Below are 26533 nucleotides of genomic sequence, written 5' to 3'. Positions count from 1 at the left end.
CAAGCAGGCCTACTCCCTGGCTGTTGCATTTGCACCAAAAAGCGAACAAATACTATACTCATGGCTGATGCCCTGCTCTTCCATACCGAAGGTGCTACCGCGACTTACGTAGAAGTCATATTGCCGCTCGCGCTGCCCAAGCCCTTCACCTACCGTGTGCCTGAGGCCCTTGTCCAGGAAGCAGCTTTCGGAAAACGGGTGGAGGTGCAGTTCGGCAAATCCAAGCGGTACAGTGCGCTCATCATCGGCCTGAAAAGCGAAGCGCCCGCCCATGACACCAAGCCCATTATCTCCGTCATTGATGAAGCCCCTATCGTCACCAAAGCGCAGATCGCCCTATGGCGTTGGATGGCCGATTACTACCTCTGTACCCTTGGGGAAGTCATGAACGCAGCCCTGCCGGCCAACCTCAAACTGGCCAGCGAAACGGTGGTCACGCTCAGCCCTTTGTTCGACCGTGACTTTGAGGGGCTCAACGATCAGGAGTACCTTATCGCAGAAGCCCTGACCCTTCAACAAGAGCTTTCCATAGACGATATCCGGGGCATTTTGCAGCGCAAGTCCGTTTACCCCCTCATCCGGGCCATGCTCGACAAAAGGGTCATCTATCTCAAAGAGGACCTGCAGGAGAAGTATAAGCCCAAGACGATAGGCTGTGTGCGCTTGCAAGAGCCGTACGCGTCACAGCCCAACACCTTGAACGAAGCCTTTGACAAACTGAGCCGCTCTGGCCGGCAAACGGAAGCGCTCATGGCCTACCTCCACCTCTCCAAGCAGCTGGACTTTGTGCGCAAACAGGATGTTTATGACAAGGCGCAGGTAGACAGCACCGTGCTGCGGGCTATGGAAAAGAAGGGCATACTGGAAATTTATGACCGGGAAGTCAGCCGGTTGGGCGGATACGAAGAAGAGACGGTCAATGCCCAAGACCTCTCTGCTCAACAAACCACTGCGCTGGAAGGCATCAAGCAGGCGTTCGCTTCAGAAAAGCCGGTACTGCTGCATGGGGTCACCGGCAGCGGGAAAACGAGGGTTTACACAGAGCTCATGCAGGAGGCTATTGCCCGGGGGGAGCAAGTCCTTTACCTCCTGCCGGAAATCGCGCTCACCACTCAGATCATCAGCCGGTTGGAAAAGACCTTCGGGGGCGACATCGCCATTTACCACAGCCGGATGAGCAACAACGAGCGTGTAGAGCTCTGGAATAGCGCCCTGAACGGCCGGCCGGTACTGCTCGGGGCCCGCTCCTCCCTTTTCCTGCCCTTTCAGAAGCTTGGCCTCATCATCATTGACGAAGAGCACGACCCCTCCTTCAAACAATACGACCCGGCACCGCGCTACAACGCTAGAGATACCGCTTTGTACTTGGGCCATTTGCACGGCAGCCGCGTGCTGCTGGGCACCGCCACCCCTTCGCTGGAGTCCTACCAAAACGCCCAAAAGGGCAAATACGCTTTGGTACAAATGCGCGAGCGCTTCGGCGGGCTCAAGCTGCCTGGCATTTCATTGGTAGACCTGAAACAGGAGCAAAAAGAGCGCAAGCTGCAGTCCCACTTCAGCTCGGTGCTGCTCAGCTCCCTCCGTCAGACCCTCGGACGAGGGGAGCAGGCCATCCTTTTCCAAAACCGGAGGGGCCATTCCCCTGTCTACCGCTGCACGACCTGTGGCTGGCACGCCGAGTGCATACACTGTGATGTCAGCCTTACCTATCACAAATTCCACAACAACCTCCGCTGCCACTACTGCGGGTATCAGGCAGCTTTGCCTCCGGCCTGCCCGGCATGTGGGGATAAAAAATTAGCCCTGCAGGGGTTTGGCACCGAGAAAATTGAGGACGAGCTCAAAGTATACCTCCCGGAAGCCCGTATCGCCCGTATGGATTTGGACACGGTCAAGGGGAAGCACGCGCACGCAAGGCTCATCAACGACTTTGAGGAAGGCCGGCTAGACATCCTTGTGGGCACCCAAATGGTCACAAAGGGGCTCGACTTCGAGAAAGTCGCTTTGGTGGGCGTACTGAGCGCCGATCAGCTGCTGCAGTACCCCGACTTCCGGGCCGGGGAGCGGGCTTTCCAGCTGATGATGCAAGTAGCCGGGCGGGCCGGGCGGAAACACAGGCAGGGCGAAGTCCTAATTCAGGGCTTTAATACAAGCCACCCTGTACTGCAGGAAGTGCTGAACGGGGATTACGCCGGCTTTTTCGCCCGCGAGATGATGGAGCGGCAGGAATTCCACTACCCGCCCTATTTGCGGCTTATCCGGATCACCCTCAAGCACACCAAACCGGAGCGGGTCAATGAGGCGGCAAGGCTGTATGAGAAATGGCTGAAGAAAGCCCTCGGCCAGTGGGTCATGGGGCCTGCCCTGCCCACCGTTGCCCGGGTGAGGGGCTACTACCTGCTCGATTTCATGATCAAAATACCGCATGGCGCTAAAAACTTGCAGAAAGTGAAAGCTATCGTCCGGGAGGCTACAGACAACCTCTCCCTGGCGCAGGGGCTGAGCAGCGTGCGTGTCAATACCGATGTAGACCCTTATTAATTGTGGCCGCTATGAAAAAACGTGTATACCAAATCCTGAATGTTTCTCAGCGCCGGGGGGACCTCAGCTGGTGGGTGGATGTGTTCCTCATCTCCCTGATCTCACTGAATGTCCTGGCCATTATCCTAGAATCTGTGGCCTCTTTATGGGCCGAATATAAAGCCTGCTTCCTGGCCTTTGAGGCTTTTTCCGTTGCCGTTTTCAGTTTGGAGTACCTGCTGCGGGTTTGGTCTGCCAATGAAAACCCTGCTTTTGAAAAGCCCATCGGGGGCAACCTGCGCTATATGCTGACCCCACTGGCCATCATTGACCTGCTCGCGGTGCTGCCCTTTTATCTGCCCCTGCTGGGGGTAGACCTGAGGATAGTGCGGATGATGCGGATCTTCCGGCTGCTGCGCCTATTTAAGATCAACCGTTACACCCGGGCGCTTACCGCTATCAACAAAGTGCTGAAGGAAAAAAGGGAAGAGCTATTCATCTCTATGACTTTTACTTTTTTCCTACTGCTGCTGGCCTCCACCCTTATGTATTACGCCGAGCACGAAGCACAGCCTGAAGCGTTCTCCAGCATCCCCCATACCATGTGGTGGGGCATCGCCACCCTGACCACGGTGGGCTATGGCGACGTTTACCCCATCACAAATGCAGGGCGCGTGCTAGGCGGCATCATCGCAGTCATCGGCATCGGGCTTTTTGCCTTGCCTACAGGCATACTCGCATCTGGCTTTTCGGAAGAGATTGGAAAAAAAGAAGAGGCCGCGCACCGGCACACCTGCCCCCATTGCAACAAAGAGCTACCTTAACTCTTTGTTTATCAAAAGATAAAGAATGTCCAGCCTGGCTCATCAAAAAATTGGCACGCCTTTTGATATTCTCTTAAGTGTAAGACGCCCCCCGCTACTTTCATGAAACACTTAAAAAGAAAAAGCAAATGGCAAGCAAATTCAACTTCACCGCACTCGCGCTGATGCTCTTCACTTTAGCTGGGGCAGCGCAGGACGCTGCATTCGAGCTCGACGTCGAGTTCCGCAATCAGCTCATTTACACCCAAATCCCCTCTGCCGGCGGGACCCTTCAGTTCCTGGCCAACACTACAGGCGGCGCATTTGTCTGCGAATCGGCTATGCAGGAGCACGCACTGCCTTCTGTAGCCGATGACAACGGCAACCAATTCGTAAAAATCAACGAAGTGCTCGAGACCGGCGCCTTGCCTACCCTCAAGCGCAACTCTGCGCTAGTGCTGCCCGATGGGCAGGCCAACCTCGAAAAAGACGTGCACGGCATGCTGGGCCAATCTTGGTTTGGGCAGTTCTGCTGGAACTTCGACTACCGCTCGGAAATGCTGACCTGCCACGCCCCTGCGCTCAGCCCGCTTGAAGCCAATACCATCCCTGTAGATTTTAAGGAAAGTGCAAGCGGCAACCGCATCTCTAGCCTGCCCCGTATCTTCATAGAGGTAGATGGCATGCCCATCCCCGTCATACTCGACTCTGGGGCACGGATGCGCCCGGCCAAAACGGCAGCAGCTATCCTCGGAGAGACTGGGGAGGAGGTCATTGCAGCCTCCTTCATCATCGAATCCATCTTTGAACAGTGGGAACAGCTCCACCCTGACTGGCGTGTGATCGAACAGGCGGATGCGGAGCTCGGCAACGTGCGCATGATCGAAGTGCCGCAGGTAACTATTGCCGGGCAGAAAGCAGGGCCGGTTTGGTTCTGCTCCCGCCCAGATGCCAACTATGTGCAGTATTACTCCCGCATGTGCGGTTCGGATGTGGAAGGCGCACTTGGCGGCAACGCCCTGCAGTACTTCAGCGTCACGATCGACTACCCCAACAAGCTCGCCAAATTCGAGCAGTAGCCCCGGCTACCTGAATGCCATGCTTTGAGAAAACCATACCAACTACAACTACATCAAAATCAACGGCTGATGCCATACGGGCCGCTTAACCCGGCAAGAGCAGCCAACAAAGAGGGGTGAGCCTGCTTAACGCTTTCCCTATACCACACTACATCATTCACAAAATACGCCCGGCTATGTATCTTACAGCCGGGCGATTTTTTTTTAACCCGCCAAAGCTATAAAAACGAACTGCACCACCATCATCCCATCGAGCAGGCCGGTATAATAGTAGTCCGGCCGCCCTTCCTCTGCATAAAAAACCAGCACGCCAGACAAGGCTGCCGAAGCGGTGAGGGCAGCGAACTGCCCGAGGCTGTACGCATTGAGGTAGTAGTTGAGGGCAGCCAGGGCAAACATCAACAACAAGGCAAGGCCGGCCAGCCTTTGGCTGGCACGGGCACCTAGCGCGGAAGGCAGCGTCTTCACCCCATTGTAAGCGTCTACCTTCATATCGCGTATGTCAAAAGGCAGGGTAATAGCAAAAATAAAGGCGGCCCGCTCCAAAACCATAAGATGGGCAGGCCAAGCATAGGACAGCCCGGCTTCTACCGCCGGGAGGGCTACCGTGATCCAGCTCCAGGCCAGGGCGATCAAAAAAATTTTGACGAAGGGCAGGTCGCGCAGGCGGAGCCCTCTCCATACTGGCGCAACGTAAAGAGCTGCAACCAGGCAGGGCGCTGCAGACCAGCCTAGCAGCCGAAGAGGCAACCGAAGGGCAAAAATGCCTGCACAGAGCCCCGCAATCAGGGCATAAAATACGATGTGGCTGCGGAAACGGGCAATGACGGCATACCGCCCGTCAGCAGTGAAGGGGCGGGAGCGCGCAAGCCCTACAATACGGTGGGCGGCGTAGAGGAACAGGGTCGCAAAAAAAATGAACCCGATGAGGGGAGTAGGCATAAAACGGCCGGCCAGCAGCAGCTGTGTCTGAGCAGCCATAGCCACTGCTGCCACAGCTATCCAGATGTTGCTGTACAACAGCAGGTCGAGCAGCGCTTTGAGGAGTGCCCGCAAAAGATTAAAAATACTTGAAATTGTGCCCGTCCTCTATCTTTTGCAGCACCTCGTAAATCAGCCGGATAACCGCCTCCACGTCTTCTTTATGGGCCATTTCTACTGTCGTGTGCATGTACCGGAGCGGCAGTGAGATCAGTGCGCTCGGCACCCCGCCATTGGAGTAAGCGAAGGCGTCCGTATCTGTGCCCGTGCGGCGGGAAGAAGCTTCGCGCTGCAGTGGTATCTCTTTGGCTTCAGCTGTATCGATGATAAGATTGAGCAGCTTATTGTGCACAGCAGGCGCATAAGTGACAGAAGGACCTTTGCCCGACTTCACATCCCCATGCAGCTTGGGGCTGACGAGGGGCGTGTGGGTATCGTGCGTCACATCGGTCACAATCGCGACATTGGGCTTGATGGCCTGCGTGATCATCTCTGCCCCGCGCAGCCCTACCTCTTCCTGAACGGAATTGACGATATAAAGGGAATACGGCAGCGCTACTTTATTCTCATGCAGCAGGCGCGCCACCTCAGCGATGCAGAACCCGCCCATGCGGTTGTCCAAGGCCCGGCCCACGTAGTAACGGTCGTTGAGCACCTCCATTTCGTCATCGTAGGTGATCACACAGCCAACGTGGATGCCCATACCCAGGACCTCCTCCTTGCTAGCCGCGCCTACATCGATAAAGATGTTGTCCGTCTTGGGGGCAAGCTTGGCATTCTCGCCATGCCGGGTATGAATGGCCGGCCAGCCAAAAACACCCCGGACCAGCCCTTGCTTGGTGTGGATGTTTACCCGCTTAGATGGAGCGATCATGTGGTCAGAGCCGCCATTCCGGATGACGTTGATGAAGCCATCTTCGGTAATGTAATGCACAAACCAAGAGATCTCATCGGCATGCCCCTCGATAACGACTTTGAACTCCTGTCCAGGATTGATCACACCGTAGACGGTACCATAGTTATCAAGGTGCCATTCGGCGATATAAGGCTTGATGTATTCCAGCCATAGCTGCTGCCCCGGGGCCTCAAACCCTGTGGGCGAGGCATTGTTGAGGTAAGCGCGCAGGAAACTTTCTGATTTCTTGTTGATGATGGACATGCTATGCTTTTGGTTTGCCCGGTAAAGGGGTACTGTGCAAGTTGCTAATATAAAAATTAATCGGAAAGGCAGCTATCCGGATTATTCCCCGGCCGCCCAGGTTTTGGGCGATTTCCGCCAAGCTGACAAAGCGGCGACCTCTTCTTCTTTGATGTAAGCGGTAGCTGCTGCCTGACTGAGCAGGGCGTCGTAATTGCTCAAGGCACGGAACGGGCAGCCCGCTTTTTGGAAAGCGGCTTCCGCTTCCGGAAAGCCGTAAGTAAAAATGGCCAGCACGCCGGCGGCCGTTATACCGGCTTCCCGCAGCGCATCTACAGCTTTCACCGCGCTGCCCCCTGTACTGATCAAGTCTTCTACCACCAAGGCACGCGCCCCTTCTTTCACCAGCCCTTCTATCTGATTTTGCCGCCCATGTCCTTTAGGCTTGGAGCGCACATAGATGAACGGCAGCTCCAATGCGTCTGCAAGCAGGGCGCCGTGGGGGATGCCCGCCGTTGCCACACCTGCTACCACATCAAAAGGCTCCAATGCCTTGCTCTCCGCTACAAACCCATCGATAATGGCTTTTCGGACCTCCGGGAAAGACAGCGCAATGCGGTTGTCGCAATAAATGGGAGATTGTATTCCGCTTGCCCAGGTAAAGGGCTTTTGCGGACTCAGCTTAATTGCATTAATTTGCAGAAGATGGCTGGCGATAGTCGCTGCTAAATCCATACGTGACAGTCAATTTTCGGCAAATGTACAAAATCTACATCAACGGTACCCCACTGCTGCTTAGCGCCTTCCCGGAAGACGGCTTTCAGCCCGACAGCAACCCCCGCCATATGGCTACCCGCTACACTGGCAACCCACGCAGCGTGCTGAGCTATATGGACCTGCTCGAAAAGAACGCCCGCTTTGATCAGGTGACGCTTTATGCCAAAGATGCTGAGCAGCTGTTCCGCGACTTCTGCTCACAGTTCAATGTCATCCCCGCAGCCGGGGGCCTCGTCTTCAATGATAAGGGCGAAGCGCTGCTGATTTTCCGCAGGGGCAGTTGGGATCTGCCGAAAGGCAAAATCGACCCGGGGGAATCTCCAGAGGAAGCAGCGGTACGTGAGGTACAGGAAGAGACCGGGCTCAAACAAGTGAGCCTGCACGAGCTCATTGCCACGACCTACCATACCTACCGGCACAAAAAGGACGGGCGCGTCTTGAAACCCACTTATTGGTACCGTATGTCTGCCCCAGAACAAGCGCTTACGCCTCAGGCCGAAGAAGACATCGAGCAGGCCGTATGGCAGCCTATCGGGGCCTTCCTCAACCAAAAAGGCCTGACGGTTTACCCCAATATCGTGGACGTGCTGAGGCAAGCGCGCTGATGAACGCTATGGCCCGCCAACCCAAATCCCGTGATTGTCGAGTGGCTATCTGCTCCGCAGGGGCATAGCCCTACACAGCCGCTTGTTGACCCTGCCAGCTTATCTGCGACACTTTCCGCCCTGCCACAAAACGCTGCCCCCTCAATGCGCTTTAACACAACTTTAACAACCTGATTTTTCCTTGGCTTGAAACATTTGGGACGATTTTCCGAATAACCCAAAGAGAATTTGGCGCAGCCCCACCTAGCTTTGTTTTTGTACCGCACCCCCAGAGCACAAGCAAAAAACCCCCTGCTATGTCGGCAAATTGCCTTCTCAGCCCACTGCTGATTTACTATCTTTGAGCGCCGCAAGAAAAGAAAGCGGCTTTAAACCTTCTAGGTAAAAACAGTTTTTTATGCTTCGCAAGCTAACCGCTTTTGCCCTTTGCTTTGGGCTTACCTTGGGCGCCTCCGCCCTATTTGCTCAAACCGCCAGCCTAGCCGCAGCCCAACCCGGCGGCAGCAGCAGCCTCCTCAACCTCGACTCTGACAATTGGTCGCTTTATGCAGATGAGGAGAACCAGCTGTGCTACGTTGACTTTGCTACCCTTAGCGTCAACCTGAACGACATCATCATCACGCGCGACAACGGGGAAGAAGTGCTGCGGGAAAAAGTATTTGACCTGCCAGTAGATACCATTTACGAAATCGACTTCAAGCCTTTCGGCCCCGGCTCCTACACGGTTGAGCTCCGCTCTTTCACCGACGTCATCCGCCGGAAAGTCAGCATCCAAGAATAAGCCCGCGCAACGATCAGGCCCTCGATTTTTGGGCCTGCCCCTGCACAATGTGATGACCCTGCATAAAGGGAGGGGGTCTACCCCTGCTTGACCGCAGGGGTCGCTATGCTGCGGGGCTCGCTGTCCGCTCGGCCCTAACGGGCTTCCCACCCCTCCGCAGCGCTAGCCCGCCGCCCTCTTGGCACGAAAGCCGTGGGCATTCCGGCCTATGCCCAATGCCATGCCATTGCCTATTGCTCCTTCTCCTCCTGCTCCCTGTAGGCCTTAACCGCTTCCCGCAGCCGAGCCAGCACCTCCCCTATCGGATAATCTTCTTCTGACAAAGCGTGAGTCTTGCCATCATACTCCATAATGGCCAATATGCGTGTGCCTTCGCGCGAAAGCGTAGAGAAAGGCGACTGCTGCTGATCTGAGATGATTTCAGCATTGCGGATACGGCTATAAGGGGCTACGCCATAAGGCGTTTCCACCCGGTCCGCATAAATCTCCACCGGGCCAAGTTTGGCCTGCCGCATCCAGGAAAAGAAGGCGGTGCTCGCCCCGATGAGAAAGACAAAGAACAGCAGCATGGCCAGCATGAGGTTTTGATTGCGCTGCCCGGGGGCAGGCTTCCTCAACAGCATAGCCAGCATGCCAGCCAGCCCTGCAACAGTGGCAAGGAGAGATAAAATAAGGGCATCGTTGGAGGAGGAGGAAGCCGCCTCAAACGATGCCAGCAGATTGGCGTCCATATCACATTGGGTATTGGTTCATGCTAGTAGGAACACCCAAGCCCAGACTTCGGTTACTTATTTTCCAAAGATTGCTCTTCCTGTGCCTTCATTTCGATAATCCGGTCCATCACCTCTTCCAGTTGTTCGGCCCCGATCCGCTTGGAGATGATCTCCTTGTTGCGGTCCAGGATAAACAGCTGAGGCGTAGACTTGATGTTGTACTGTGTCATGTAGCGGCTGCGGTGGTAGGGGTCTACCAGATGTAGCCAATCGCCAATCTCCTTTTCATCTATGTATTCCCAGCAGCCCGGCACCTCGTCCGTGAACTTAGTACACACCGCTACCAACTTCACGCCCTTGTCCTTGTACTTTTCGTAAAACGCCTTCATGTGGGGAGTGGATTTCTTGCAGTGCCCACAATCGTAGCGCCAAAAGTAGAGGATAGTATACTCCGAATCGATATCGTGGAGGGAATAGGCTTTGCCGTCCCGGTCTTGCAGCTGCACGTCCGGAGCAATTTTGCCGATCAGCAGCGGCTTGAGCGCCCTAGCATTGTCTACGATTTTTTTGAGCTGCTCCTCCTCTGTCCAATCTGCTTTGCCTGTGGCATAATACTTTTCGACCAAGTGCACGTACAGCGCATCCATGCCCACCAATTTGGACCGGGCTGCCTCATTGAGGAAGTGGATGAGGAAAAATTTATAGCTTTCCTCTGCCGGCTTCATTTCTTTCAAGACATAATCGACCGCCTGCGCCATAGTATCGGGGTGCTGCACCTGCAATTTATTGACAAAGTAGTCTACCCGCTGAAAAAGGAAAGGGGTGCGGAGCATGCGCGGGTCAGTAAGGTCGATATTATCGAAATAATGCTTTTGGGTATAGCGCCAGCCCTTGAGCTGTTTTTCTTCATCTGTGCCTTCAAACTCAGGCACATCGAGCGGCATATTGGCCCTTACGATAGCCGCGGTCAGCGTCTTGGGGTACTTGGCCAGGAGGTTGTTTTGGTAGGCTGTGACCTCTGCATCCAAAGCTTCCCGCTCTGCTTCGATTTTAGCTTTTTTCTTTTCGTTCTCAGTAGCCTCCAAGGCTTTGGACAGCTCCTCCGCTTTGGGCTTCTGCTGATCCAGGAAGCGCATATAATCGTAGAAAAGCTGATTGTCCGCTGCGCCTTCAAAAGCCATCGTTGCAGTAGGGTTGGCCGCTTCCGCGGAAAAGCTGAACCGCTGCTCCTCAGCAGTGACCAACAGCTGCAGGTAATTGTTGTCCGGAGCCATTACCACAAGGTATACCCCCCCTTCAAGGGGCTCCTCCCCTTTAAAGACGAAATGGCCGGGGGCATCCGCCTCCACCGTATCGAGCAGGTACTGTTTGTTGCCATAATGGTACCCTAGGTAAAGGACATCCTCAGCGTACCCTTTCAGATCCACTTCAATTTCGTACCCCTGCTGAGCGGAAGCCCAAGAAGAACAGGACAGGAAAACTGCGGTGAATATCAGCCGAAATGCGTTCATGCTACCTAACATTAACTTGATTTTATATGTCATTATTTGCTGTATTTGGGGCAATTGCCCTATAGCTGCTCTTGCCCGGCAGCCAAAGTGGGCAAGCAACATTTGAAACATCCCGTCCCCGCTCAAGGTTGCAGGGCGCCTGCTGCGAGGCAGCAGGCGAGCGGGGCAGCAACTAATATCCGAATATTCTGCAATGAGAAAGAAAAATCCGCCCTTCCTTAACGTATCGTTTAGTTTTCGCCAGATGCGGTTTTCAGTTTTTCAGCTTCGCGCTTCAACTTGCTGATTTCGTCCCGGAGCTTGGCCAGTTCATCCTCAGCAGCTTTGCGCTCAGTTTTTGCCTGGCCCAGTTTTTCCCGCTCCTGCTTCATGGCTTGTGCCATTTCATCCAAAGCCGACTTCAGGGCATCCTGCTCTTCGCGTATTTTCTTAGCGGTTTCCTCTTTCACGGCGGTAACTTGCGCCACGGCCTGCTGCCGGGCCTGGTAAATGGCATCTGAGGCTTCCTGTTTGGCCTGATTGATTTCTGCCAGGGACTGCTTCCTGGCCGCCTCTGCCTCGGCCAGGTAAGCCGCTTTTTTCTTGGCCGCCTCTTCGCGGGCCGTGGCGACCTCCTGTTGGGCATCCTGCCTTGCAGCGGCAATTTGCTGCCGGGCCTGCTGCTCTGCGGAAGCCACCTGCTCCATGATCTCCTGTTTGCGGGCCTGTGCCTGTGCCTGTGCGGCAGCGATCTCTTCAGAGGACCGTTTTTTCGCCTGGCCTACTTCGTGGGCGGCTTTCTCCCTGGCCGCTGCGATATCGTCTGTGGCCTTTTTGCGGGCTTCCAAAACCTGTATAGACAAGGCCTCCTGTTCGTGGGCAGCCCTTTCCCGTGCGGCTTTGACCGCCGCTGCGGCCTCTTCGTTGGCCAAAGCGATCTCAGCGCCTGCTTTTTCTTTGGCGGCAGCTACCTCGGCAGCTAAGCGCTGCCGCTCCTCTGCCCCACGCTCCCGGGCCGCCTGAATAGCCGTGGCCTCTTCCTGTTGGGCTTTGGCCACCTGTTCAGCAGCCTGCCGGCGGGCCTCGGCGGCCTCGTTGGCGGCAGCCTGTTTGGTTTGGTTCACCATTTCCTTTGAAGCTGCGATGTCCCGGGCCGCTTGTTCGCGCAGGGCTGTCAGCTCGGCCGCAGCCTTGGTGCGGGCCTGTGCAATTTCCTCTGCTGTCATATTCGACACCTCTGCTTCCCGCTCCTTAGCTGCTTTGACCGCGGCGGCGGCCTCCGCTTCTATCTGCTTTTTCCGGGCAGCGGCCGCTTCCCGGGCAGCGGCCACCTCTTGGGCGTAAGTCTCCTCAGCAGTGGCTGCAGTTGTGTTGGCCGCCTTTACCTGCTCTTCAGCCACCTGCCGTGCCCGGGCGATTTCCGCCTCTGCTTTTTCACGCGCGGTGGCCACTTCTGCAGCAGCCTGTGCCCGTGCTTTTTCTTTTTCCTCCCGGGCTTTGGCTACAGCCGCTTTCAGCTCTTCCTCAAGGCGTTTCAGCTCGGCGGCAGCCTTTTCGCGCGCAGCGGTGATCTGGCCAGCTATGGCGGCCTGTTCCGCTTTTGACTCCTCCCGGGCCGCGGCTACCCGGGCAGCCTCTTCCGCTTCGATCTGTGCAATCGTCTGTACGGCTTTTTGCCGGGCAGCGGCCACTTCCTCGGCAGACTCAGCGCGGGCGGAAGCGACTTCATCATCTGCTTTGGCCTGCTCGGTAAGGACCTGCTCCTTGAGGTTCCCGATCTGCTCAGAAGCCCGGCGGCGGGCTTCGGCCACCTCTGTAGCCGCCGCCTCCCGTTCGCGGGCCGCATTCTCTTTAAGGTCAGCAATTTCTGACGCAGCATTTTCCTCCAGCAGGGCCCGCTCTTCGGCAACCTTGCGGCGGGCTTCCGCCAGCTCGAAAGCCAGTTTCTCCTTTTCCAGCACGGTATTCTCCCTCATCCGGGCCACCTCTTCGGCCGTCTCCTCCTGAATGGACAGGATCTGCTCAGCGGCTGTGTTTTTAGTGCTCACGACTTCATCTAGGGTACGGCTGCGCTCCACTTTGGCCTCCTCCCGGGCTTTGGCGATCATCTGCGCCGTCTCTTCCCGTATGCGCTGCAGCTCGGCCGCTGAATTCTCCCGGGCAGAAGCGATCTCATCCGCATACTCCAAGCGGGCAAGGTCCAGCTTTTCTTGCACGGCTTTCATTTCCGCTGCGGCTTTTTCCCGGATAGCAGCCACTTCCTTGGCCGACTCCAGCTGTGCCGCTTCAATAGCCTGGCTGGCCCGCTGCCGGGCTTCCTGTACGTCCAAACTGATCTTCTCCATTTCCGTGCCCGCCTGCTGCCGGGCAGATTGGACCTCTTCCGCAGCCTGCTGCCGGGCATTTTTGACCTCTTCCTGTGCAGCTTCCCGAGCTGCGACGACCTCATCGGCGTACTGTTTCTTCTGCACGGCCGCCTGTTCTCTGGCAATGGCCACTTCCTCGTTCAACCTCGACTTAATGGCATCCGCTTTAGCTTTTTCTGCGTCTATCTCGGCTTTGAGCCGCTGTTTGAGCGAAGCGAGCTCTTCCCGGAGCGCCCCCACTTCAGGGTCTCCCGACACAGATGGGGGCGGGGTGGAAGCGGCAGGCTTGGCGGCAGGGGAAGGCGCATCGCCCCCGGCAGCCGGCTTGACTTCCACGACAGCATCCTGCAGCTTTACGTCTTGGACACGGTTGGGGTCGAGGCGCTCTCGGAAACAGCCTACCAGCAGCTTGAATTCTGCCCGCCGGCTTTGGTTGATGGTGAACTTCCGCATCTGATTGATGATCTTGTTGTGGATGTAAATGACTTCAATCTCATTTTCCCACATCCAATCAATGGAAGCTACATCAAGCTGCAGCACATTCTGATAGACCGGGGCTACCCCTTCCCGCACGACCTCCCCCATTTCGATAAAACGGAAACGCCGGCGCTCGCCCGCTACAGACAGCAAGATCACTTCGTCATCCTGGTTGAACTCCACGCCGGCTTTAGAATAAAGCTTAGCGGTCACGCCCTGCCGGTCGCTGCGAAGGTCTATACTGTAAGAATAATTGCCACGCACGACGAGGGTCTGCGTGGCGGTCCGGAGCAGATGGATGTCATTGATGATGCGGTCTTCATCGATCAGGCGGTCGCACTGGGCTTGCAATGGGCAGTGGATGGCGAGGGCGCATAGCAAAGTAAAGGCGGCAAGGGCGTATCTCATAACATGTGTTTAATTAGCCAGAAAAAGAAATACAGGGAGCAACACTGCCAAGCAATAGGAAGGCCCTCTTCTGTGGAGCAGGCCTTTTAGAGCGTGTTGTACTCAGCAGGTTGAGCAGCACCTGCCCGACGTTTGGGGTAGTGCATATCAGGCATTCAACACCTTTAATATACCAAATTAGGCTCAGTCAGGAAAGAGCAAGGCAGGCAGTGGCTGAAAATTTCCAAAAACACGGGGGCGTGCCGGCCTATGCGATCAACGGGCAGCGGCCAGCAGGTAGAGGACGGCCATGCGTACAGCGACACCGTTTTCCACTTGCTGAAGGATGATGGAGTGCCCGGAATCCGCTACATCGCTGGCGATCTCTACGCCCCGGTTGATGGGCCCGGGGTGCATCACCACAATGGGCTTGCCCAGGCTATCGAGCAGTGCGCGGTTGATGCCAAAATACTGGCCATACTCCCGCAGGGAAGGGAAGTATTTGATGTCTTGCCGTTCCAGCTGAATGCGGAGGATATTCGCGACATCGCACCATTGGAGGGTATCCCAGACATCATGAGACACATCCACCCCGAGCGAGCGGATGTGCTTGGGGATGAGGGTAGGCGGGCCACAGACCCTGACCTTAGCCCCCAATTTATTCAGGCAGAAGATATTGCTGAGCGCCACCCGCGAATGTAGGATGTCTCCAAAGATCGCGATGTGCTTGCCGGCCAGATCGCCCACTTTTTCCTGCATGGAAAAAGCATCGAGGAGGGCCTGTGTCGGGTGCTCGTGGGTGCCGTCTCCGGCATTGATGATATTGGCATCGATATGCTTGGCCAGAAAGTGATGAGCCCCGGGCGCCGGGTGCCGCATCACGACCATATCGACCTTCATGGCCAGGATGTTATTGACGGTATCGAGCAGGGTCTCCCCTTTTTTCACAGAGGAAGAGGAAGCAGAAAAATTCACCACATCGGCAGAAAGCCGCTTTTCGGCCAGCTCAAAGGAGATGCGCGTGCGGGTGGAGTTTTCGAAAAACAAGTTAGCCACGGTGACATCCCTCAGGGAAGGGACCTTTTTGATGGGGCGGTTGATGACCTCTTTGAAGCTCTGTGCGGTTTCGAAGATGAGGCGGATATCCGCTTCAGTGAGGTATTTGATCCCCAGGACGTGTTTGGTACTCAGCTGTTGTACGGTGGCCATCCCTGCGTTTAGTTAAGATGAGAATGATTCGCTATCGGCCGGGCCCGGTGCTGCAGGCTGCCGGGCTTCGGATTTATCCGCAAAAATGAGGATTTGGTCTTCTTCGTGCTGCTCTTTCCACTCTACCCTGACGAAGGCTTTGTCGAGGGCATCTACGGTCAGGCCCACGTAATCGGCCTGAATAGGCAGGTGGCGGTTGAAGCGGCGGTCTACCATGCTGACGAGCTCTACCTTGGCCGGGCGGCCGTAGTGGTTGAGCGCGGTCAGTGCGGCCTGTACGGTGCGCCCGGTATAAAGGACATCGTCTACCAGGATGACCTTTTTATCTTCTACCAGAAAATCAATTTCTGTCTTGCTGGCCGCCAAGGGTTTTTCCCGGGTCCGGAAGTCGTCCCTATAAAAAGTGATGTCCAGCCGGCCATAGGCCAAGTCCGGAATACCGAGGATTTCCGACAAGCGGGCATGCAGGCGGTTGGCCAAAAAAGCCCCTCTTGGCTGTATGCCAATCAGGCAGGCCTCTTCAAACTGCCCGTGCTGCTCTATCAGTTGCTGACAGAGCCGCTCTATGATCAGCGCAAAGCGCCGGGGTCCGGTTATGACGCGTCCTTTTTCCATTTGCGGCAGTAAATATACCTAAAACGAGGTGGATTCAGCTAGCGCTTGCCGGGATTTTGTATTCTGCCCGAAGACGGGCTACTTTGGGGCTGCCGGAATCTGGAAACCAGTGTTTAGCTGGGCACAAACCCAAATCCTGCGGGCTTTAGCTTGGCCACCTATTATGCTTTAGCCTGACAAGCCCTAACCGGCCTGATGGCATTGGACTAGCGCTGCGGAGGGGTGTAAGCCCGTTAGGGCCGAGCGGGCAGCGAGCCCCGCAGCATAGCGACCCCTGCCGTCAGGCAGGGGTAGGCCCCGCTTTTGCCCTTTTGCAGAAGCACAGAAGGCTAAGCTGCCAGGAACTTGATGATGAACACCAGAACGATGCTCACCACAAGGCCGAAGGCTACTTTGGCCAAATCGGCCAGGACCATACGGAACACCGGCCCGGAGAACTTCTTGTCGAGCTGATAGCGCAGGGCGATCTCCCGGCCGGCCAATAGGCCAATAAAGACCCAGGTGGTGCTCATAGGGATATTGCTGAGCTCCTTGAAGAAGTAGAGGATGATGCCGTAGGTCGCGTCTATGATGGTGGCCGAGCGGATATCGATGGTGTTGGTTTTAGCTTTCACGATCTTCTGTATCGCCCCCCCTTTGCTGTAAAAGATGTAGGCCAGCAGGATAAGCAGGATAAGCAGGGAAACGATAAGGGTGGATTGGCTTGTGCCCCGGGGCAGATAAACGTAAATGTTAGCGAAGTCTTGGATCAGCCACTGCGACCAAAGGAACCCCGTTGATATCCATTGCAAGGGCACCCATATCTTCCGGTCGCGCGGGCTGACTTCCGACTCGATGAACCGCTTCTCCACTGTTTTCGTGATCGCCATATAGATAAGGATGGCAGCGCCAAAGGCGACCACATAGCCCAACAGGGATTTGGTCGTCATGTCCACCAGGTTCTTCTCGTTGAAAAAGGTGAGGATCAAGAAAGAAGTGCTCACCGGTATGCCCGTACGGGTGAGGGTCATCAAGACGAGGGGGGGCAGGAGGTAGTACCAGGCAAACGGTTGCGGCAGCGGGTACTTATCGAGGCGGCCGTAAGACACATCCCCCCCGTGGGTCGCCCAGCCGTACACCAGGGTGGCAGTCAGTATGCCGCCCGCAAAGAGCCAAAGGACGTACCAGGAACGCTCCTCATTGGAAGAGAGGAAGGTACCGAGGGTCTGAATGCTATCGTTGCCCACGACAGAATAGCCGGCGAGTATAAAGCCCAGCCACATAAACAGTAAGGAAGGATCCATGTATTGCAGGTTGTGCGTTTGCCGGCCCTTTGCCGGGAAAGGCAAAATTAGAAAGTACCACGGCACTGCATGTTAAGCCAATATTAAGTTTGCCAATAGGGGCTCAACCTGAAGCCCGACAGCCGAACCCCGGCCAATACACCAGGTATAAATGCTTAATTTTCAATATTTTAAACCCATACACTCCATCCCTGCCCTGCTTTTTGTCAACTTAACAATAACTTAACCCGGTATTAATTTGCGGTTATCAATAGGCAGCGACTTTTGCAGCATCTTTTTAAAGCAACAAAAAAGTTTAGGTTTATGAACTTTAAGTCACTTGTCTTTCTGCTTGGTGCATTTGTACTCTTCGCTACGTCTTGCGACGACGAAGGCGCTATGTTCGACGCACCTATGGTATCTGCTCCTTCCGCTGTAGCCAACGTTGAGGCTGGCGCGACAGGGCAGTCTGTCGTATTCACCGTTTCTATAGACGCGGACCTTACTGCCAGCTACCAGGCTTCTGGTACAGGCGTTACGGTTGCCAACGCTTCAGGAACAGTAGACGGCAGCTCCGTAACCATCAACTATGACGCAGGCACTACTGCCGGCGCAGCTTCCATCACCCTGACGGTGACTGACTCTGAGGGGCAGTCTGACGAAGCAACTGCTGTGATCAACATCGGCGCGGAGGAATCTACTGTGCTGCTGACCAGCAACATTTCTGAGAACACAACTTGGACAGCTGACAAGACCTACATCCTTGGCGGCCGCATCACTGTCCTGGATGGTGTTACCCTGACTATCGAGCCCGGTACGGTAATCAAAGGGCAGGCTGGCACTGGCGCCAACGCTACTGCACTGCTGGTTGCACGTGGTGGGATGCTGATGGCAGAGGGCACTGCTGAACTGCCGATCATCTTCACTTCTGTTGCAGATGAGATCACTGGCGAAGACGTTGCTGCTGGCAACTTCGGAAGCCCCAACCTAGACAGCGACGTAAACGGCCTGTGGGGCGGTATCATCGTTCTGGGCAAAGCGCCTATCTCAGCTTCTAACAACAACGGCGATTTGAGCGAAGTTCAGATCGAGGGCATCCCTACTTCTGATGCCAACGGCCTGTACGGCGGCAACGAGCCGGGAGACAACTCTGGCGTTATCCGCTACATTTCTATCCGCCACGGTGGCACCAACATCGGTGCTGGCAACGAAATCAATGGCCTGACCCTGGGCGGCGTTGGCAATGGCACGACCATCGAGCACGTCGAGGTGGTAGCTAATCAGGACGACGGTGTTGAGTGGTTCGGCGGCACAGTAAACGTAAGCAACGTTGTAGTGTGGAACGCTGGCGACGATGCTATCGACACTGACCAATCTTGGGCTGGCACACTGGACAACTTCGTGGTGGTAACCCCAACTGGCCACTGCTTTGAGCTGGACGGCCCTGAAGGTTCTTTGGAAGCTGGCCACACCATTCAGAATGGCTCTATCATCGCTTCTACTGCTGACCGCGTATCTGAAGACCTGATCAACGTAGACGACAACTCTATCGTTGCCCTGAAGAACCTCTTCTTCACTGGCATCATGGAAGGCCAGAAAATCAACCGCGTAACTGCAGCTGGCGTAACTTTCGAAGGCATCGAGTTCGATGTTGACGCTGCTACACTTGCGGACTACGTAAACGGCGCTGTCCCTGCTGGTGTAACTGCAGGTACTTCTCCAAAAGCTGACGTATCTGTTCTGGGCTGGACTTGGGCTGCACAGGCAGGTGGTCTGGACAACCTGTAAAAAACAACTGGGAAGAAGGGCAGCCTGCTGCTCTTCTCCCGTCATCCTATTACAAAGGCATGAAGGCTTAATCTGGAAATACCCATCCGGTTGAGCCTTCTTGCTGTTTTTTATCCGCCTAAATAAATGTCAAAATGAGGCTTTTTCTACTTGCAGTACTGGCACTTTTCTGCACCACTGTATTTGCACAAACCGGTACCATCCGCGGCACTGTCATTGAGGATGAGAGCGGCTTCACCGTCATTGGGGCCAACATTCTCATCAAAGATACCTCCAAGGGCACAGTGACCGACCTCGACGGCGCCTTCAGCCTGGAGGTAGCGCCGGGCACTTATACGCTTAACATTTCTTACATCGGCTTTCAGGACATGGCCATCGAAGAGGTGGTTGTTACGGCAGGCGAAGTGACGCTGCTCAATGAGCTGCGCCTGGTAGAAGCCGGCCTGGAACTGGAGCAGGTGGTGGTGACGGCCAAGGCCATCCGTACTACAGAAGCCGCTCTGATGACCATCAAAAAGAAAGCGCCTGCCATGCTCGACGGCATCTCTTCTGCACGTATGCAACTGACCGGCGACGCTACTGCCGTGGAAGCGGCCAAGCGGGTAACGGGCGTTTCTATTGAAGGCGGCAAGTACATCTACGTCCGTGGCTTGGGCGACCGCTATTCCAAAACGACCCTCAACAACGTGGATATCCCTGGGCTGGACCCCGACCGGAACACCCTGCAGATGGACATCTTCCCGACCAACCTCATCGACAATATCGTCGTCAGCAAAAACTTCACAGCCGACATGCCTGCTGATTTCACCGGCGGCCTGCTCAATGTGGAGACGAAGGCTTTCCCTGATGAAAAGATTTTCAACCTCTCTGTCAGCACTTCCTTCAACCCGGATATGCACTTCAACGACGACTACCTGGGCTACGAAGGTGGCAATACCGACTTCCTAGGCTACGACGACGGCACCCGCGCGCTGCCTCAGGGGGCGCGTGCTGAGAACATCCCTACCCCGATCAGCGGGGCCTCACAGCAGGAAGTCACTGACTTCATTCAGGAGTTCAACCCCACACTGGGCGCTCAGCGGCAAAGCAGCCTGCTCGATTTCAGCGCTGGCCTCTCTTTGGGCAATCAGGTGAGCGTTGGCCAATCCGACAACAAGCTGGGCTACATCTTCTCCCTCAGCTATAAGACCGACTACAAGTACTACGACGAAGTGACTTATGGGGAGTTTCAGCGGTTTTCAGACCCCGACCGCACAGACCTGCGCTATGCTACCATCCAAGAAGGGCAGATGGGCGAGCGCAACTTCCTCGTGGGCGCGCTTGGCGGGCTGGCCTACAAAACGCAGTATTCCAAGTTCCGCCTTACCGCTATGCGCTTGCAGAATGGCGAAAGCCGTGCCGCTCAGTTCCGCATCGACAACGACGGGGAGGCTGTCGGGCAGTCCGGCTACATTGCCGAGTCGGACAACCTCGAGTACAATGAGCGCTCCCTGACCAACTTCCTCCTGAACGGCACGCACGTGCTGGGCGCTTCCGGCTGGGAGATCGACTGGCGCCTCTCCCCTACTTTCTCTACTTCCGATGACCCTGATATCCGCAAGACGGCTTTCACCCAAACTGCGGTGGACACCTCTTTCATAGCAGGCGCAGGCGGCAACCCTTCCCGCATCTGGCGCTCCCTGAGCGAGGTCAACGCAGTGGCCAAGTTCGACATCACCAAGAAATATAAATTCAAAGGGGAAGATGCCAAGCTGAAGTTTGGCGCAAGCCACACCTATAAGCAGCGGGATTACGAGATCCTGTTCTTTGATATTCAGTTTTTCGGAGGTCAGGACTGGCCAAACCCCACGCCTTCAGAAGTGCTGACCGAGGGCAATATTTTCCCCAATGGCAACCGCATTTACTACCAGTCGGGCAACAACACGCCCAACCCGAACGCGTACGAGTCCAACGTCAACAATACAGCGGTTTACGTGTCCAATGAATTCGACCCCCTGCCCAACCTGAAGGCCATCATTGGGGTACGTGCAGAGAACTACGTGCAGCGCCACACCGGCCGCGATCAGCGCTTTGCGAGCGGGGACATCCTCGAAGGCAATAACCTGGACAACGAAAAAGTACTCGATGCCCTGGATTTCTTCCCTTCGGCCAACTTCATCTACAGCCTGAGCGAACAGCAGAACCTCCGCGCCGCTTACTCCCGCACCATCGCACGGCCTTCCTTCAAGGAGCTGTCCTTTGCGCAGATCATTGACCCCATCACCAACCGTATTTTCAACGGAAGCCTTTTTGAATATGCTGGCTCTTGGGACGGCAACCTCTCCGAGACGCGCATCAACAACCTCGACCTGCGCTGGGAGCTCTTCATGGAAGGCGGGCAGCTCTTCTCCGTCAGCGCGTTCTACAAACAATTCGACAACCCGATCGAACTCGTGCGCATACCTGAGCAGCAGACGAGCACAGAGTTTCAGCCCCGAAACGTAGGCGACGGGCAGCTGTACGGGGTAGAGCTCGAGTTCCGCAAGAGCATGAACTTCGTGAGCGAGGCCCTGAGCGACTTCGGGCTGAGCGGCAACGTCACTTTCGTGGAATCCCGCATCGACATGACCGCGACCGAGTTCAATGCCCGCAAAAACTTCGAGCGGACAGGCGAAACCGTCGAGAACACCCGCCAAATGGCTGGGCAGGCCCCTTATGTGGTGAACGCAGGCCTCACCTACACCAACCGCGACAAAGGCTGGGATGCCGGCCTGTTCTACAATGTAAAAGGCGAAACCCTACAGATTGTAGGTGTCGGGCTATACTCAGATATTTACTACGAGCCCTTCCACGCCCTGAATTTCAGCCTCAACAAAAAGATCGGCAAAAACCAGAATACCTCCATCGATTTCAAGGTGTCCAACATCCTGAACGACCGGGTGGAGAGCTTCTATCAGTCTTTTGAGGCTACGCCCGAGATCTTCAACAGCATCAACCCTGGCCGTTCCTTTGGCCTAGGGCTGAGCCACCGTTTCTAAACAGGACTGGCCCTAAGACAAAGTGACACTTATCAGGAAGCCCCGGCAGCTGTACGCTGCCGGGGCTTCCCTTTTTGGCGGCAAGCCAAAAGCTCCTACTTCACCCCCACTTCTGCCTTTTGCAGCAGCTGCTTAAGGGCTGCCCTGCGGCCCAGCAATTGCTCCAACTGGCTCTGCGGCACCTGCCGGGCACGCTTATTGAGGCGGTAGCGCTGCAAGTGCTCCATATAGAACAGGCTGAGGTAGCCCAACAGGAGGAAGGCTGCCCAACAGCCCAAGACCGCCCAAGAACCGGCGATGGCCGCAGCTATGCCCATCACCACCGTGCCTGCTAAGTAAGTGCCCAAGTTGACCGCCCAGCGGACCGGCATGATGAACTCATGGGTTTTCACCTTGTTTTCGGAGATCTGTTTGCCCGGGCGCGTCAGTAGAGCATGTACGCTGTACAACGGCCAGAACAAGGGTGCGCCGAGGGCCAAAGGCCAGCCTGCGATTTTTTCCCCCCTTCGGTACAAGGCCTCGTCCGTAAGCCCGAACTGCCCGAGGTGCTCGAGGTAATCGTCTGCCGCCTTCTGCAAGGCCGGTTTGGCGCTTTGGGGCAAAGCGGCGATCTTGTCTGCCACAGCCTTTTCGAGCTCGAGGCGGCCGGGGCTTCCAGAGACCACCGGCCAAATGGGCTGTGGGTGCTCGCTGCGCGCCATTTGGAGAAAAGGCTCGCCCAGCGCTTCATCCCCTTCCCCTGGAAGGTTGACCAGGCAAGACTCCATAGCAGGCTTCAGGTCGGTGGTCAGGTCTACGATGCCCTGATTGGCGCTTTCGCGGAAAGCGGCCAGATAATCTGAGGCCTTCAGCGGCTCGCCAAATTCGATCATCACTTCGGAGCGGGGGCGCTCGGCATAAGCAAAATTCACCCCTACCGGCACGACGTAGACCTCCTCCAGCCCGGCCTCCTCCAGTGCGCCAAGGGCTAAGCGGGCGGTCCCTTTCTGCAACGGCCTCAGCCGCTTGCATTGGATAGTGCTGCCCTCCGACAAGATCATCACCGTCCGGTTGCGCTTCAGGGCGTCAAAGACCGCAGAAAAGGTATCAAAGTTGTTCTTCAATTTGCCGTACCCCCCATCTTTCAGCCGGAAGATGGGCAGCATATTGAGGCTGCGCAGCAGCGCATCGTAAATTTTCTTCTGGAAGAGGTTGCCCCTTACCAAAAAGTAGAGGGGCCTGCCCATAAAACAAGCCAAGAGGCAGGGCTCGATAAAAGCAGTAGGGTGATTGCAAGCCAGGATGACCGGCTTGCCAGTGGGCACCCGCTCGGTGTGCACCAGCTGGATTTTTCGGTAAAAAGCCCGGAGCCCAAGCGCTGCTATGGGCCGCACAAACGAATAGAGCATGGAAAAAACTCGTTAGTTGGGCGGCAAAGTTAACGATATTTCAACAGCTTGGTGTAGGTATTGGCCAGGCGCTCCTGCGAATAGCCCAGCCGGTACATATTGAACACGACCAAATTGGCCAGCTGTACCCGTATATAGGAGTTCTCTTCGTACTTTCGGGCCGAGATCAGCGCCGCTTTGTCCATGATCTTGAAAGGATGTTCCCGCCTGGCCCGCACGATAAAATCGTACTCCTCCATGATACAGTAATCTTCGCGGTATCCGTTCAGGGCCTCAAAAACAGGCCGGTCTACAAACAAAGTCTGATCCCCGCCCCGGCACCATAGAAAATCGAAGCGGGTGAAGAAAGCATTGATCTTCAAGAGCAGGCTGCGGGTGTCGTAGGCAGACTGATACGACCCCAAAGGGAAGCCCTCCTCCCGGGCCCGCCGGATATCCTCCAGGTAGGTAGCCGGCGGCAGGGTATCGGCGTGTACAAAGTAGAGCACGTCCCCTTTGGCAGCGCTTGCGCCAAAGTTCATCTGCCGGGCCCTCCCCCTGACTCCCGGAGAGAGCAGCGTTCCACCGGCCGCCCGCACCACCTCTGCGGTGTTGTCGGTGCTCCCTGCATCTACGACCAATATTTCGGCCAGCTCCGGGGCACTGTTCTGCCTAAGGAAGCCCAGCAGCTTGCCGATGTTTTTTGCCTCGTTCAAGGTAGGGATGATTACGCTTACTTTCATTGTGCATCATATTTTCTGTAGAGCCTGAATCAGAAAGCTTCGCCCACTGTGATATAGACGCCACTACTGTTCTGCCCTATGCCGTAGTCTAACCTAACATGTGCCCGCTCCTCTTTCAATAGCAGGAAGCGCAGCCCAGCGCCTACCGCCCAGCGGGTATTGCCCAAGGCCATGCTGCCCCAATCGTGGGCCACATTCCCCAGGCCCGCGAATATAACCGCTTTGAACCGCCAAATGAGCGGGAAACGGTATGCGGCCTGAAAAATAGCCAGCTGCCGGTCGCGGAAGCGACCTTCGTAATACCCCCTCATCCGGCGTGTGCCCCCGATGAAGCCCAAGTGGGTAAAGGGCGGCGTACCTGTGTTCCACTCCAGGTAAGCGTTCAGGGCCACTACGTGCTGCCCGTCGCGGCTCCAATACTTGCGCCCGTCGAGCGTGAATTTAGAGAAATCAAAATCGCTGCCAATGGCCGCCATGCTGTGAAGGGAGCTGAGCTCCAGGTACCCCCCTGCGGAGGGGTAAAAAACATTATCCCTATGGTCCAACAGGGCGACAAGCCCGGCAGCCGACAGCAGCCCGCCCTCCTTTCCAGGCACATTGACATTGAACAACAACCCCTGCGGCTCTAGCCCAGACACCTTCATGCGGTCGAGCCAATACTGCCCGCCCAAGTACCAGGCACTGCTTCCGGGCCTGCGCACAGCGGCCAGGCGCACCCGGGGGAATTCCAAATCGAACAGCTCCCCCTCATAATCCGGATAAGCGTTGCCCACACCATAGAAGTAGTAGGTGTAGCGGTAATAGCCCAGCTCGCCATAGAGGTTGGACCGCTCCTCGTGCTTGAAAAACTGGAATGGCAGATAAAGCAGCAGCTGTTTCTCCAAGGTATAGGCCCCGCCCAGCTGCAGCTGAGAAGGGCGGGAGCTAGGCGGCTCGCCCGGCAGGCGGAAGGTGTAAATGCCTGCTGCCCCGAAGCCCCAGCTCGTTTCCGGCGTCAGGAAGGCCAAAGGCAGTGCCACCGCCCTGCCGCTACTGCCCTGCAACGTATCGGCTTGCCCGTTGAGGGGCAGGCAGCCGAAGGCCCAAACGGCGATTGTGCATATCAGCTGTTTCATGCTTACAAGGTACGAAGATTGGGGGTGGGGCGGTTGAAGGGAGGGAGGGAACATCAACAGATAAGCCTTTGCAGGAAAAGGCCGGGGATATTGATTTCCAAGTGCAAGGATGGTCCGTATCTTCAAAATGTCCTTCGAGCAATCGCTGAGCCCGGTCAATCGCTTGGGCACAAATGGCAAAGTAGATGAATCCGGCTAAAGACGGCTGAAGTGCTGGGCTTGGAAATGAAACGATTAAAATAATTGAAAACAGAAAAAGTTAGAAGCCCTAATCCGGCATTCCTTTTTTAGGTGGAGCTGCTCAGAGGGGTTATAGCCAGGCTTGCCCTACACGCCGGGATCATCTGGAACAGGAAAGCTTTGCACATGAACAGCCCAGGAAGAAAAGTTGGGCTGTAGCTACAGCCTTGGCCTGCGACAATCAAAAACCCAGCCAACCAGGACAAAGAAGGAGGGTGAAAACCAGATGGTCGTTTTTTTTATAGGGGGGGCCTGCCCCTGCCCGATGGCAGGTGCCGCTATGCTCCGGGGCTCGCTGTCCGCTCGGCCCCTCGCCCTACGGGCGTCGGGTCTGGCCTTCGGCCACCCCTGCGCAGCGCTAGGCCAATGCCAGGCAAGTACCTTAAGTCATAAATCTATGATACTTAAGTTGAAGTTATTTTCCGGCTAATCAAGGCGAAGGTTGGCGACTTTAGCCCGAGCTAAAGGAGCGGTTCTTTAACGAAGAGTAGGCGGAAAAGAACGAAACTTGGGGTGGCAAGGATTTATGGCTTGAGGCACTAGTGGTCTGTCAAGGCTAAAACTAGGGGTTGCCTGCGGCGACTTTTGAGTCTACTCTTCGTTGGACAACCCCTTACGTAGCGCTGCTATGCGCGGGAACATCCGCCTTGATTAGCCTCAAAATTCGCTCCCACTCAACCCATAAATTAACACTTGACAGACCACTAGAGCCCGGAAAACATAAACGCCTGCGATAATTTGGTTTACGCCCAACTTGGTAGCGCGCAAGAGAATTTTTTTTGGGGGGGGGTAGCAAGATGCTGCCCTCCACAGAAGCGGACACCAAACTGCGGGCTGTGCTGGAAGTTTCGCTGCATGATTTGGTAGGGATCGCCCAAATGCAGGTCCTCGACAAAAGCCTCCTGAGGCGGGTGCTAACATCGTATCTCGCATCCTGTATCCTGGTCTTAAGCTCGCGCAGCACTGCCTGTAAAATCGCCCGGTCTCCAAGGCACCTTGTCTTCTTTTCCGTCAGCGAGAGGGACGGAATCATAAGGCGCGAAGGGACGGTTTATCAAAT

General features: G+C 55.8%; 20 protein-coding genes. 8 read left to right on the top strand and 12 right to left on the bottom strand.

What is annotated here, in order from left to right; translation table 11 throughout:
- Positions 1 to 60 precede the first annotated feature (60 nt).
- From priA to FRY97_RS13220, 3 genes are all read left to right on the top strand, one after another.
- A complete protein-coding gene (gene priA, locus FRY97_RS13230) occupies positions 61 to 2541 on the top strand; it encodes a replication restart helicase PriA (protein WP_211356870.1) in 2481 nt (826 codons plus the stop codon).
- Positions 2542 to 2552: 11 nt separating this feature from the next.
- Positions 2553 to 3344, top strand: a complete 792-nt coding sequence (locus FRY97_RS13225; RefSeq protein WP_211356869.1) for an ion transporter — start codon at positions 2553 to 2555, stop codon at positions 3342 to 3344.
- Positions 3345 to 3472: 128 nt separating this feature from the next.
- A complete protein-coding gene (locus FRY97_RS13220) occupies positions 3473 to 4402 on the top strand; it encodes a hypothetical protein (protein WP_147168021.1) in 930 nt (309 codons plus the stop codon).
- A gap of 204 nt (positions 4403 to 4606) precedes the next feature.
- Here FRY97_RS13220 and FRY97_RS13215 read toward each other — a convergent pair whose 3' ends face one another.
- The 3 genes from FRY97_RS13215 to pyrE all read right to left on the bottom strand — a co-directional run bounded on the left by FRY97_RS13215 (position 4607) and on the right by pyrE (position 7256).
- The gene (locus FRY97_RS13215) at positions 4607 to 5458 is read right to left on the bottom strand and encodes a UbiA prenyltransferase family protein (protein ID WP_147168020.1); all 852 of its coding nucleotides are present in this window, start codon (positions 5456 to 5458) and stop codon (positions 4607 to 4609) included.
- 4 nt (positions 5459 to 5462) lie between these two features.
- Positions 5463 to 6542: a M42 family metallopeptidase gene (locus FRY97_RS13210; protein WP_147168019.1), complete on the bottom strand. Its 1080-nt coding sequence runs from the start codon at positions 6540 to 6542 to the stop codon at positions 5463 to 5465.
- A gap of 81 nt (positions 6543 to 6623) precedes the next feature.
- Positions 6624 to 7256, bottom strand: coding sequence for an orotate phosphoribosyltransferase (gene pyrE / locus FRY97_RS13205; protein WP_147168018.1), 633 nt, complete (start codon positions 7254 to 7256; stop codon positions 6624 to 6626).
- A 23-nt stretch (positions 7257 to 7279) separates the two neighbouring features.
- Between pyrE and FRY97_RS13200 the strand changes: the two genes are divergently transcribed.
- Both FRY97_RS13200 and FRY97_RS13195 read left to right on the top strand, forming a co-directional pair.
- Entirely contained in the window at positions 7280 to 7903 is a 624-nt protein-coding gene (locus FRY97_RS13200; RefSeq protein WP_147168017.1) for an NUDIX hydrolase, read from the top strand.
- A gap of 397 nt (positions 7904 to 8300) precedes the next feature.
- Positions 8301 to 8684 (top strand): hypothetical protein, encoded by a 384-nt coding sequence (locus tag FRY97_RS13195; RefSeq protein ID WP_147168016.1) that lies wholly within the window; start codon positions 8301 to 8303, stop codon positions 8682 to 8684.
- A 230-nt stretch (positions 8685 to 8914) separates the two neighbouring features.
- Here the strand turns inward: FRY97_RS13195 and FRY97_RS13190 are convergent, their stop codons facing one another.
- The 6 genes from FRY97_RS13190 to FRY97_RS13165 all read right to left on the bottom strand — a co-directional run bounded on the left by FRY97_RS13190 (position 8915) and on the right by FRY97_RS13165 (position 17224).
- Positions 8915 to 9415 (bottom strand): hypothetical protein, encoded by a 501-nt coding sequence (locus FRY97_RS13190; protein WP_147168015.1) that lies wholly within the window; start codon positions 9413 to 9415, stop codon positions 8915 to 8917.
- A gap of 53 nt (positions 9416 to 9468) precedes the next feature.
- Positions 9469 to 10908 (bottom strand): TlpA family protein disulfide reductase, encoded by a 1440-nt coding sequence (locus FRY97_RS13185; RefSeq protein WP_147168014.1) that lies wholly within the window; start codon positions 10906 to 10908, stop codon positions 9469 to 9471.
- Positions 10909 to 11138: 230 nt separating this feature from the next.
- Positions 11139 to 14138: a hypothetical protein gene (locus tag FRY97_RS13180; RefSeq protein WP_147168013.1), complete on the bottom strand. Its 3000-nt coding sequence runs from the start codon at positions 14136 to 14138 to the stop codon at positions 11139 to 11141.
- 255 nt (positions 14139 to 14393) lie between these two features.
- Complete coding sequence (locus FRY97_RS13175) at positions 14394 to 15326, bottom strand: aspartate carbamoyltransferase catalytic subunit (protein ID WP_147168012.1); 933 nt, start codon at positions 15324 to 15326, stop codon at positions 14394 to 14396.
- 12 nt (positions 15327 to 15338) lie between these two features.
- Positions 15339 to 15941, bottom strand: a complete 603-nt coding sequence (pyrR, locus tag FRY97_RS13170; RefSeq protein ID WP_147168011.1) for a bifunctional pyr operon transcriptional regulator/uracil phosphoribosyltransferase PyrR — start codon at positions 15939 to 15941, stop codon at positions 15339 to 15341.
- A 329-nt stretch (positions 15942 to 16270) separates the two neighbouring features.
- On the bottom strand, positions 16271 to 17224 hold the full coding sequence (locus FRY97_RS13165; protein WP_147168010.1) for a hypothetical protein: 954 nt from the start codon (positions 17222 to 17224) through the stop codon (positions 16271 to 16273).
- A 303-nt stretch (positions 17225 to 17527) separates the two neighbouring features.
- Between FRY97_RS13165 and FRY97_RS13160 the strand changes: the two genes are divergently transcribed.
- Together FRY97_RS13160 and FRY97_RS13155 are read left to right on the top strand one after the other, a co-directional pair.
- Entirely contained in the window at positions 17528 to 18991 is a 1464-nt protein-coding gene (locus tag FRY97_RS13160) for a hypothetical protein (RefSeq protein ID WP_147168009.1), read from the top strand.
- A 134-nt stretch (positions 18992 to 19125) separates the two neighbouring features.
- Positions 19126 to 22008, top strand: a complete 2883-nt coding sequence (locus FRY97_RS13155) for a TonB-dependent receptor (RefSeq protein ID WP_147168008.1) — start codon at positions 19126 to 19128, stop codon at positions 22006 to 22008.
- A 95-nt stretch (positions 22009 to 22103) separates the two neighbouring features.
- Here the strand turns inward: FRY97_RS13155 and FRY97_RS13150 are convergent, their stop codons facing one another.
- Genes FRY97_RS13150 through FRY97_RS13140 form a run of 3 tightly spaced genes read right to left on the bottom strand, consistent with a single transcriptional unit; the run spans position 22104 to position 25233 of the window.
- Positions 22104 to 23396: a 1-acyl-sn-glycerol-3-phosphate acyltransferase gene (locus FRY97_RS13150; RefSeq protein ID WP_147168007.1), complete on the bottom strand. Its 1293-nt coding sequence runs from the start codon at positions 23394 to 23396 to the stop codon at positions 22104 to 22106.
- 29 nt (positions 23397 to 23425) lie between these two features.
- A complete protein-coding gene (locus tag FRY97_RS13145) occupies positions 23426 to 24118 on the bottom strand; it encodes a TIGR04283 family arsenosugar biosynthesis glycosyltransferase (RefSeq protein ID WP_147168006.1) in 693 nt (230 codons plus the stop codon).
- 29 nt (positions 24119 to 24147) lie between these two features.
- Positions 24148 to 25233 carry a BamA/TamA family outer membrane protein gene (locus FRY97_RS13140; protein ID WP_170254635.1) on the bottom strand — a complete coding sequence of 362 codons (1086 nt, stop codon included), beginning with the start codon at positions 25231 to 25233 and terminating at the stop codon, positions 24148 to 24150.
- 1076 nt (positions 25234 to 26309) lie between these two features.
- Between FRY97_RS13140 and FRY97_RS22975 the strand changes: the two genes are divergently transcribed.
- On the top strand, positions 26310 to 26533 hold a 224-nt coding region (locus FRY97_RS22975), incomplete at its 3' end, for a hypothetical protein (RefSeq protein ID WP_211356868.1).

This window comes from Phaeodactylibacter luteus (assembly GCF_007993045.1).
In the GTDB taxonomy this organism is placed as follows: domain Bacteria; phylum Bacteroidota; class Bacteroidia; order Chitinophagales; family Saprospiraceae; genus Phaeodactylibacter; species Phaeodactylibacter luteus.
Note: the sequence above shows the minus strand (reverse complement) of the source record. Positions and strands in the feature narration are given on the sequence as shown.

Excerpts from the sequence above, each read along its gene's own strand:
- FRY97_RS13175 (WP_147168012.1), bottom strand. The coding sequence starts at position 15,326 with ATGGCCACCGTACAACAGCTGAGTACCAAACACGTCCTGGGGATCAAA.
- FRY97_RS13140 (WP_170254635.1), bottom strand. The coding sequence starts at position 25,233 with ATGAAACAGCTGATATGCACAATCGCCGTTTGGGCCTTCGGCTGCCTG.
- FRY97_RS13160 (WP_147168009.1), top strand. The coding sequence starts at position 17,528 with ATGAACTTTAAGTCACTTGTCTTTCTGCTTGGTGCATTTGTACTCTTC.
- FRY97_RS13200 (WP_147168017.1), top strand. The coding sequence starts at position 7,280 with ATGTACAAAATCTACATCAACGGTACCCCACTGCTGCTTAGCGCCTTC.
- FRY97_RS13225 (WP_211356869.1), top strand. The coding sequence starts at position 2,553 with ATGAAAAAACGTGTATACCAAATCCTGAATGTTTCTCAGCGCCGGGGG.
- FRY97_RS13195 (WP_147168016.1), top strand. The coding sequence starts at position 8,301 with ATGCTTCGCAAGCTAACCGCTTTTGCCCTTTGCTTTGGGCTTACCTTG.
- FRY97_RS13185 (WP_147168014.1), bottom strand. The coding sequence starts at position 10,908 with ATGAACGCATTTCGGCTGATATTCACCGCAGTTTTCCTGTCCTGTTCT.
- FRY97_RS13180 (WP_147168013.1), bottom strand. The coding sequence starts at position 14,138 with ATGAGATACGCCCTTGCCGCCTTTACTTTGCTATGCGCCCTCGCCATC.
- FRY97_RS13165 (WP_147168010.1), bottom strand. The coding sequence starts at position 17,224 with ATGGATCCTTCCTTACTGTTTATGTGGCTGGGCTTTATACTCGCCGGC.
- FRY97_RS13150 (WP_147168007.1), bottom strand. The coding sequence starts at position 23,396 with ATGCTCTATTCGTTTGTGCGGCCCATAGCAGCGCTTGGGCTCCGGGCT.
- priA (WP_211356870.1), top strand. The coding sequence starts at position 61 with ATGGCTGATGCCCTGCTCTTCCATACCGAAGGTGCTACCGCGACTTAC.
- FRY97_RS13220 (WP_147168021.1), top strand. The coding sequence starts at position 3,473 with ATGGCAAGCAAATTCAACTTCACCGCACTCGCGCTGATGCTCTTCACT.
- FRY97_RS13190 (WP_147168015.1), bottom strand. The coding sequence starts at position 9,415 with ATGGACGCCAATCTGCTGGCATCGTTTGAGGCGGCTTCCTCCTCCTCC.
- FRY97_RS13210 (WP_147168019.1), bottom strand. The coding sequence starts at position 6,542 with ATGTCCATCATCAACAAGAAATCAGAAAGTTTCCTGCGCGCTTACCTC.
- FRY97_RS13155 (WP_147168008.1), top strand. The coding sequence starts at position 19,126 with ATGAGGCTTTTTCTACTTGCAGTACTGGCACTTTTCTGCACCACTGTA.
- pyrE (WP_147168018.1), bottom strand. The coding sequence starts at position 7,256 with ATGGATTTAGCAGCGACTATCGCCAGCCATCTTCTGCAAATTAATGCA.
- pyrR (WP_147168011.1), bottom strand. The coding sequence starts at position 15,941 with ATGGAAAAAGGACGCGTCATAACCGGACCCCGGCGCTTTGCGCTGATC.
- FRY97_RS13145 (WP_147168006.1), bottom strand. The coding sequence starts at position 24,118 with ATGAAAGTAAGCGTAATCATCCCTACCTTGAACGAGGCAAAAAACATC.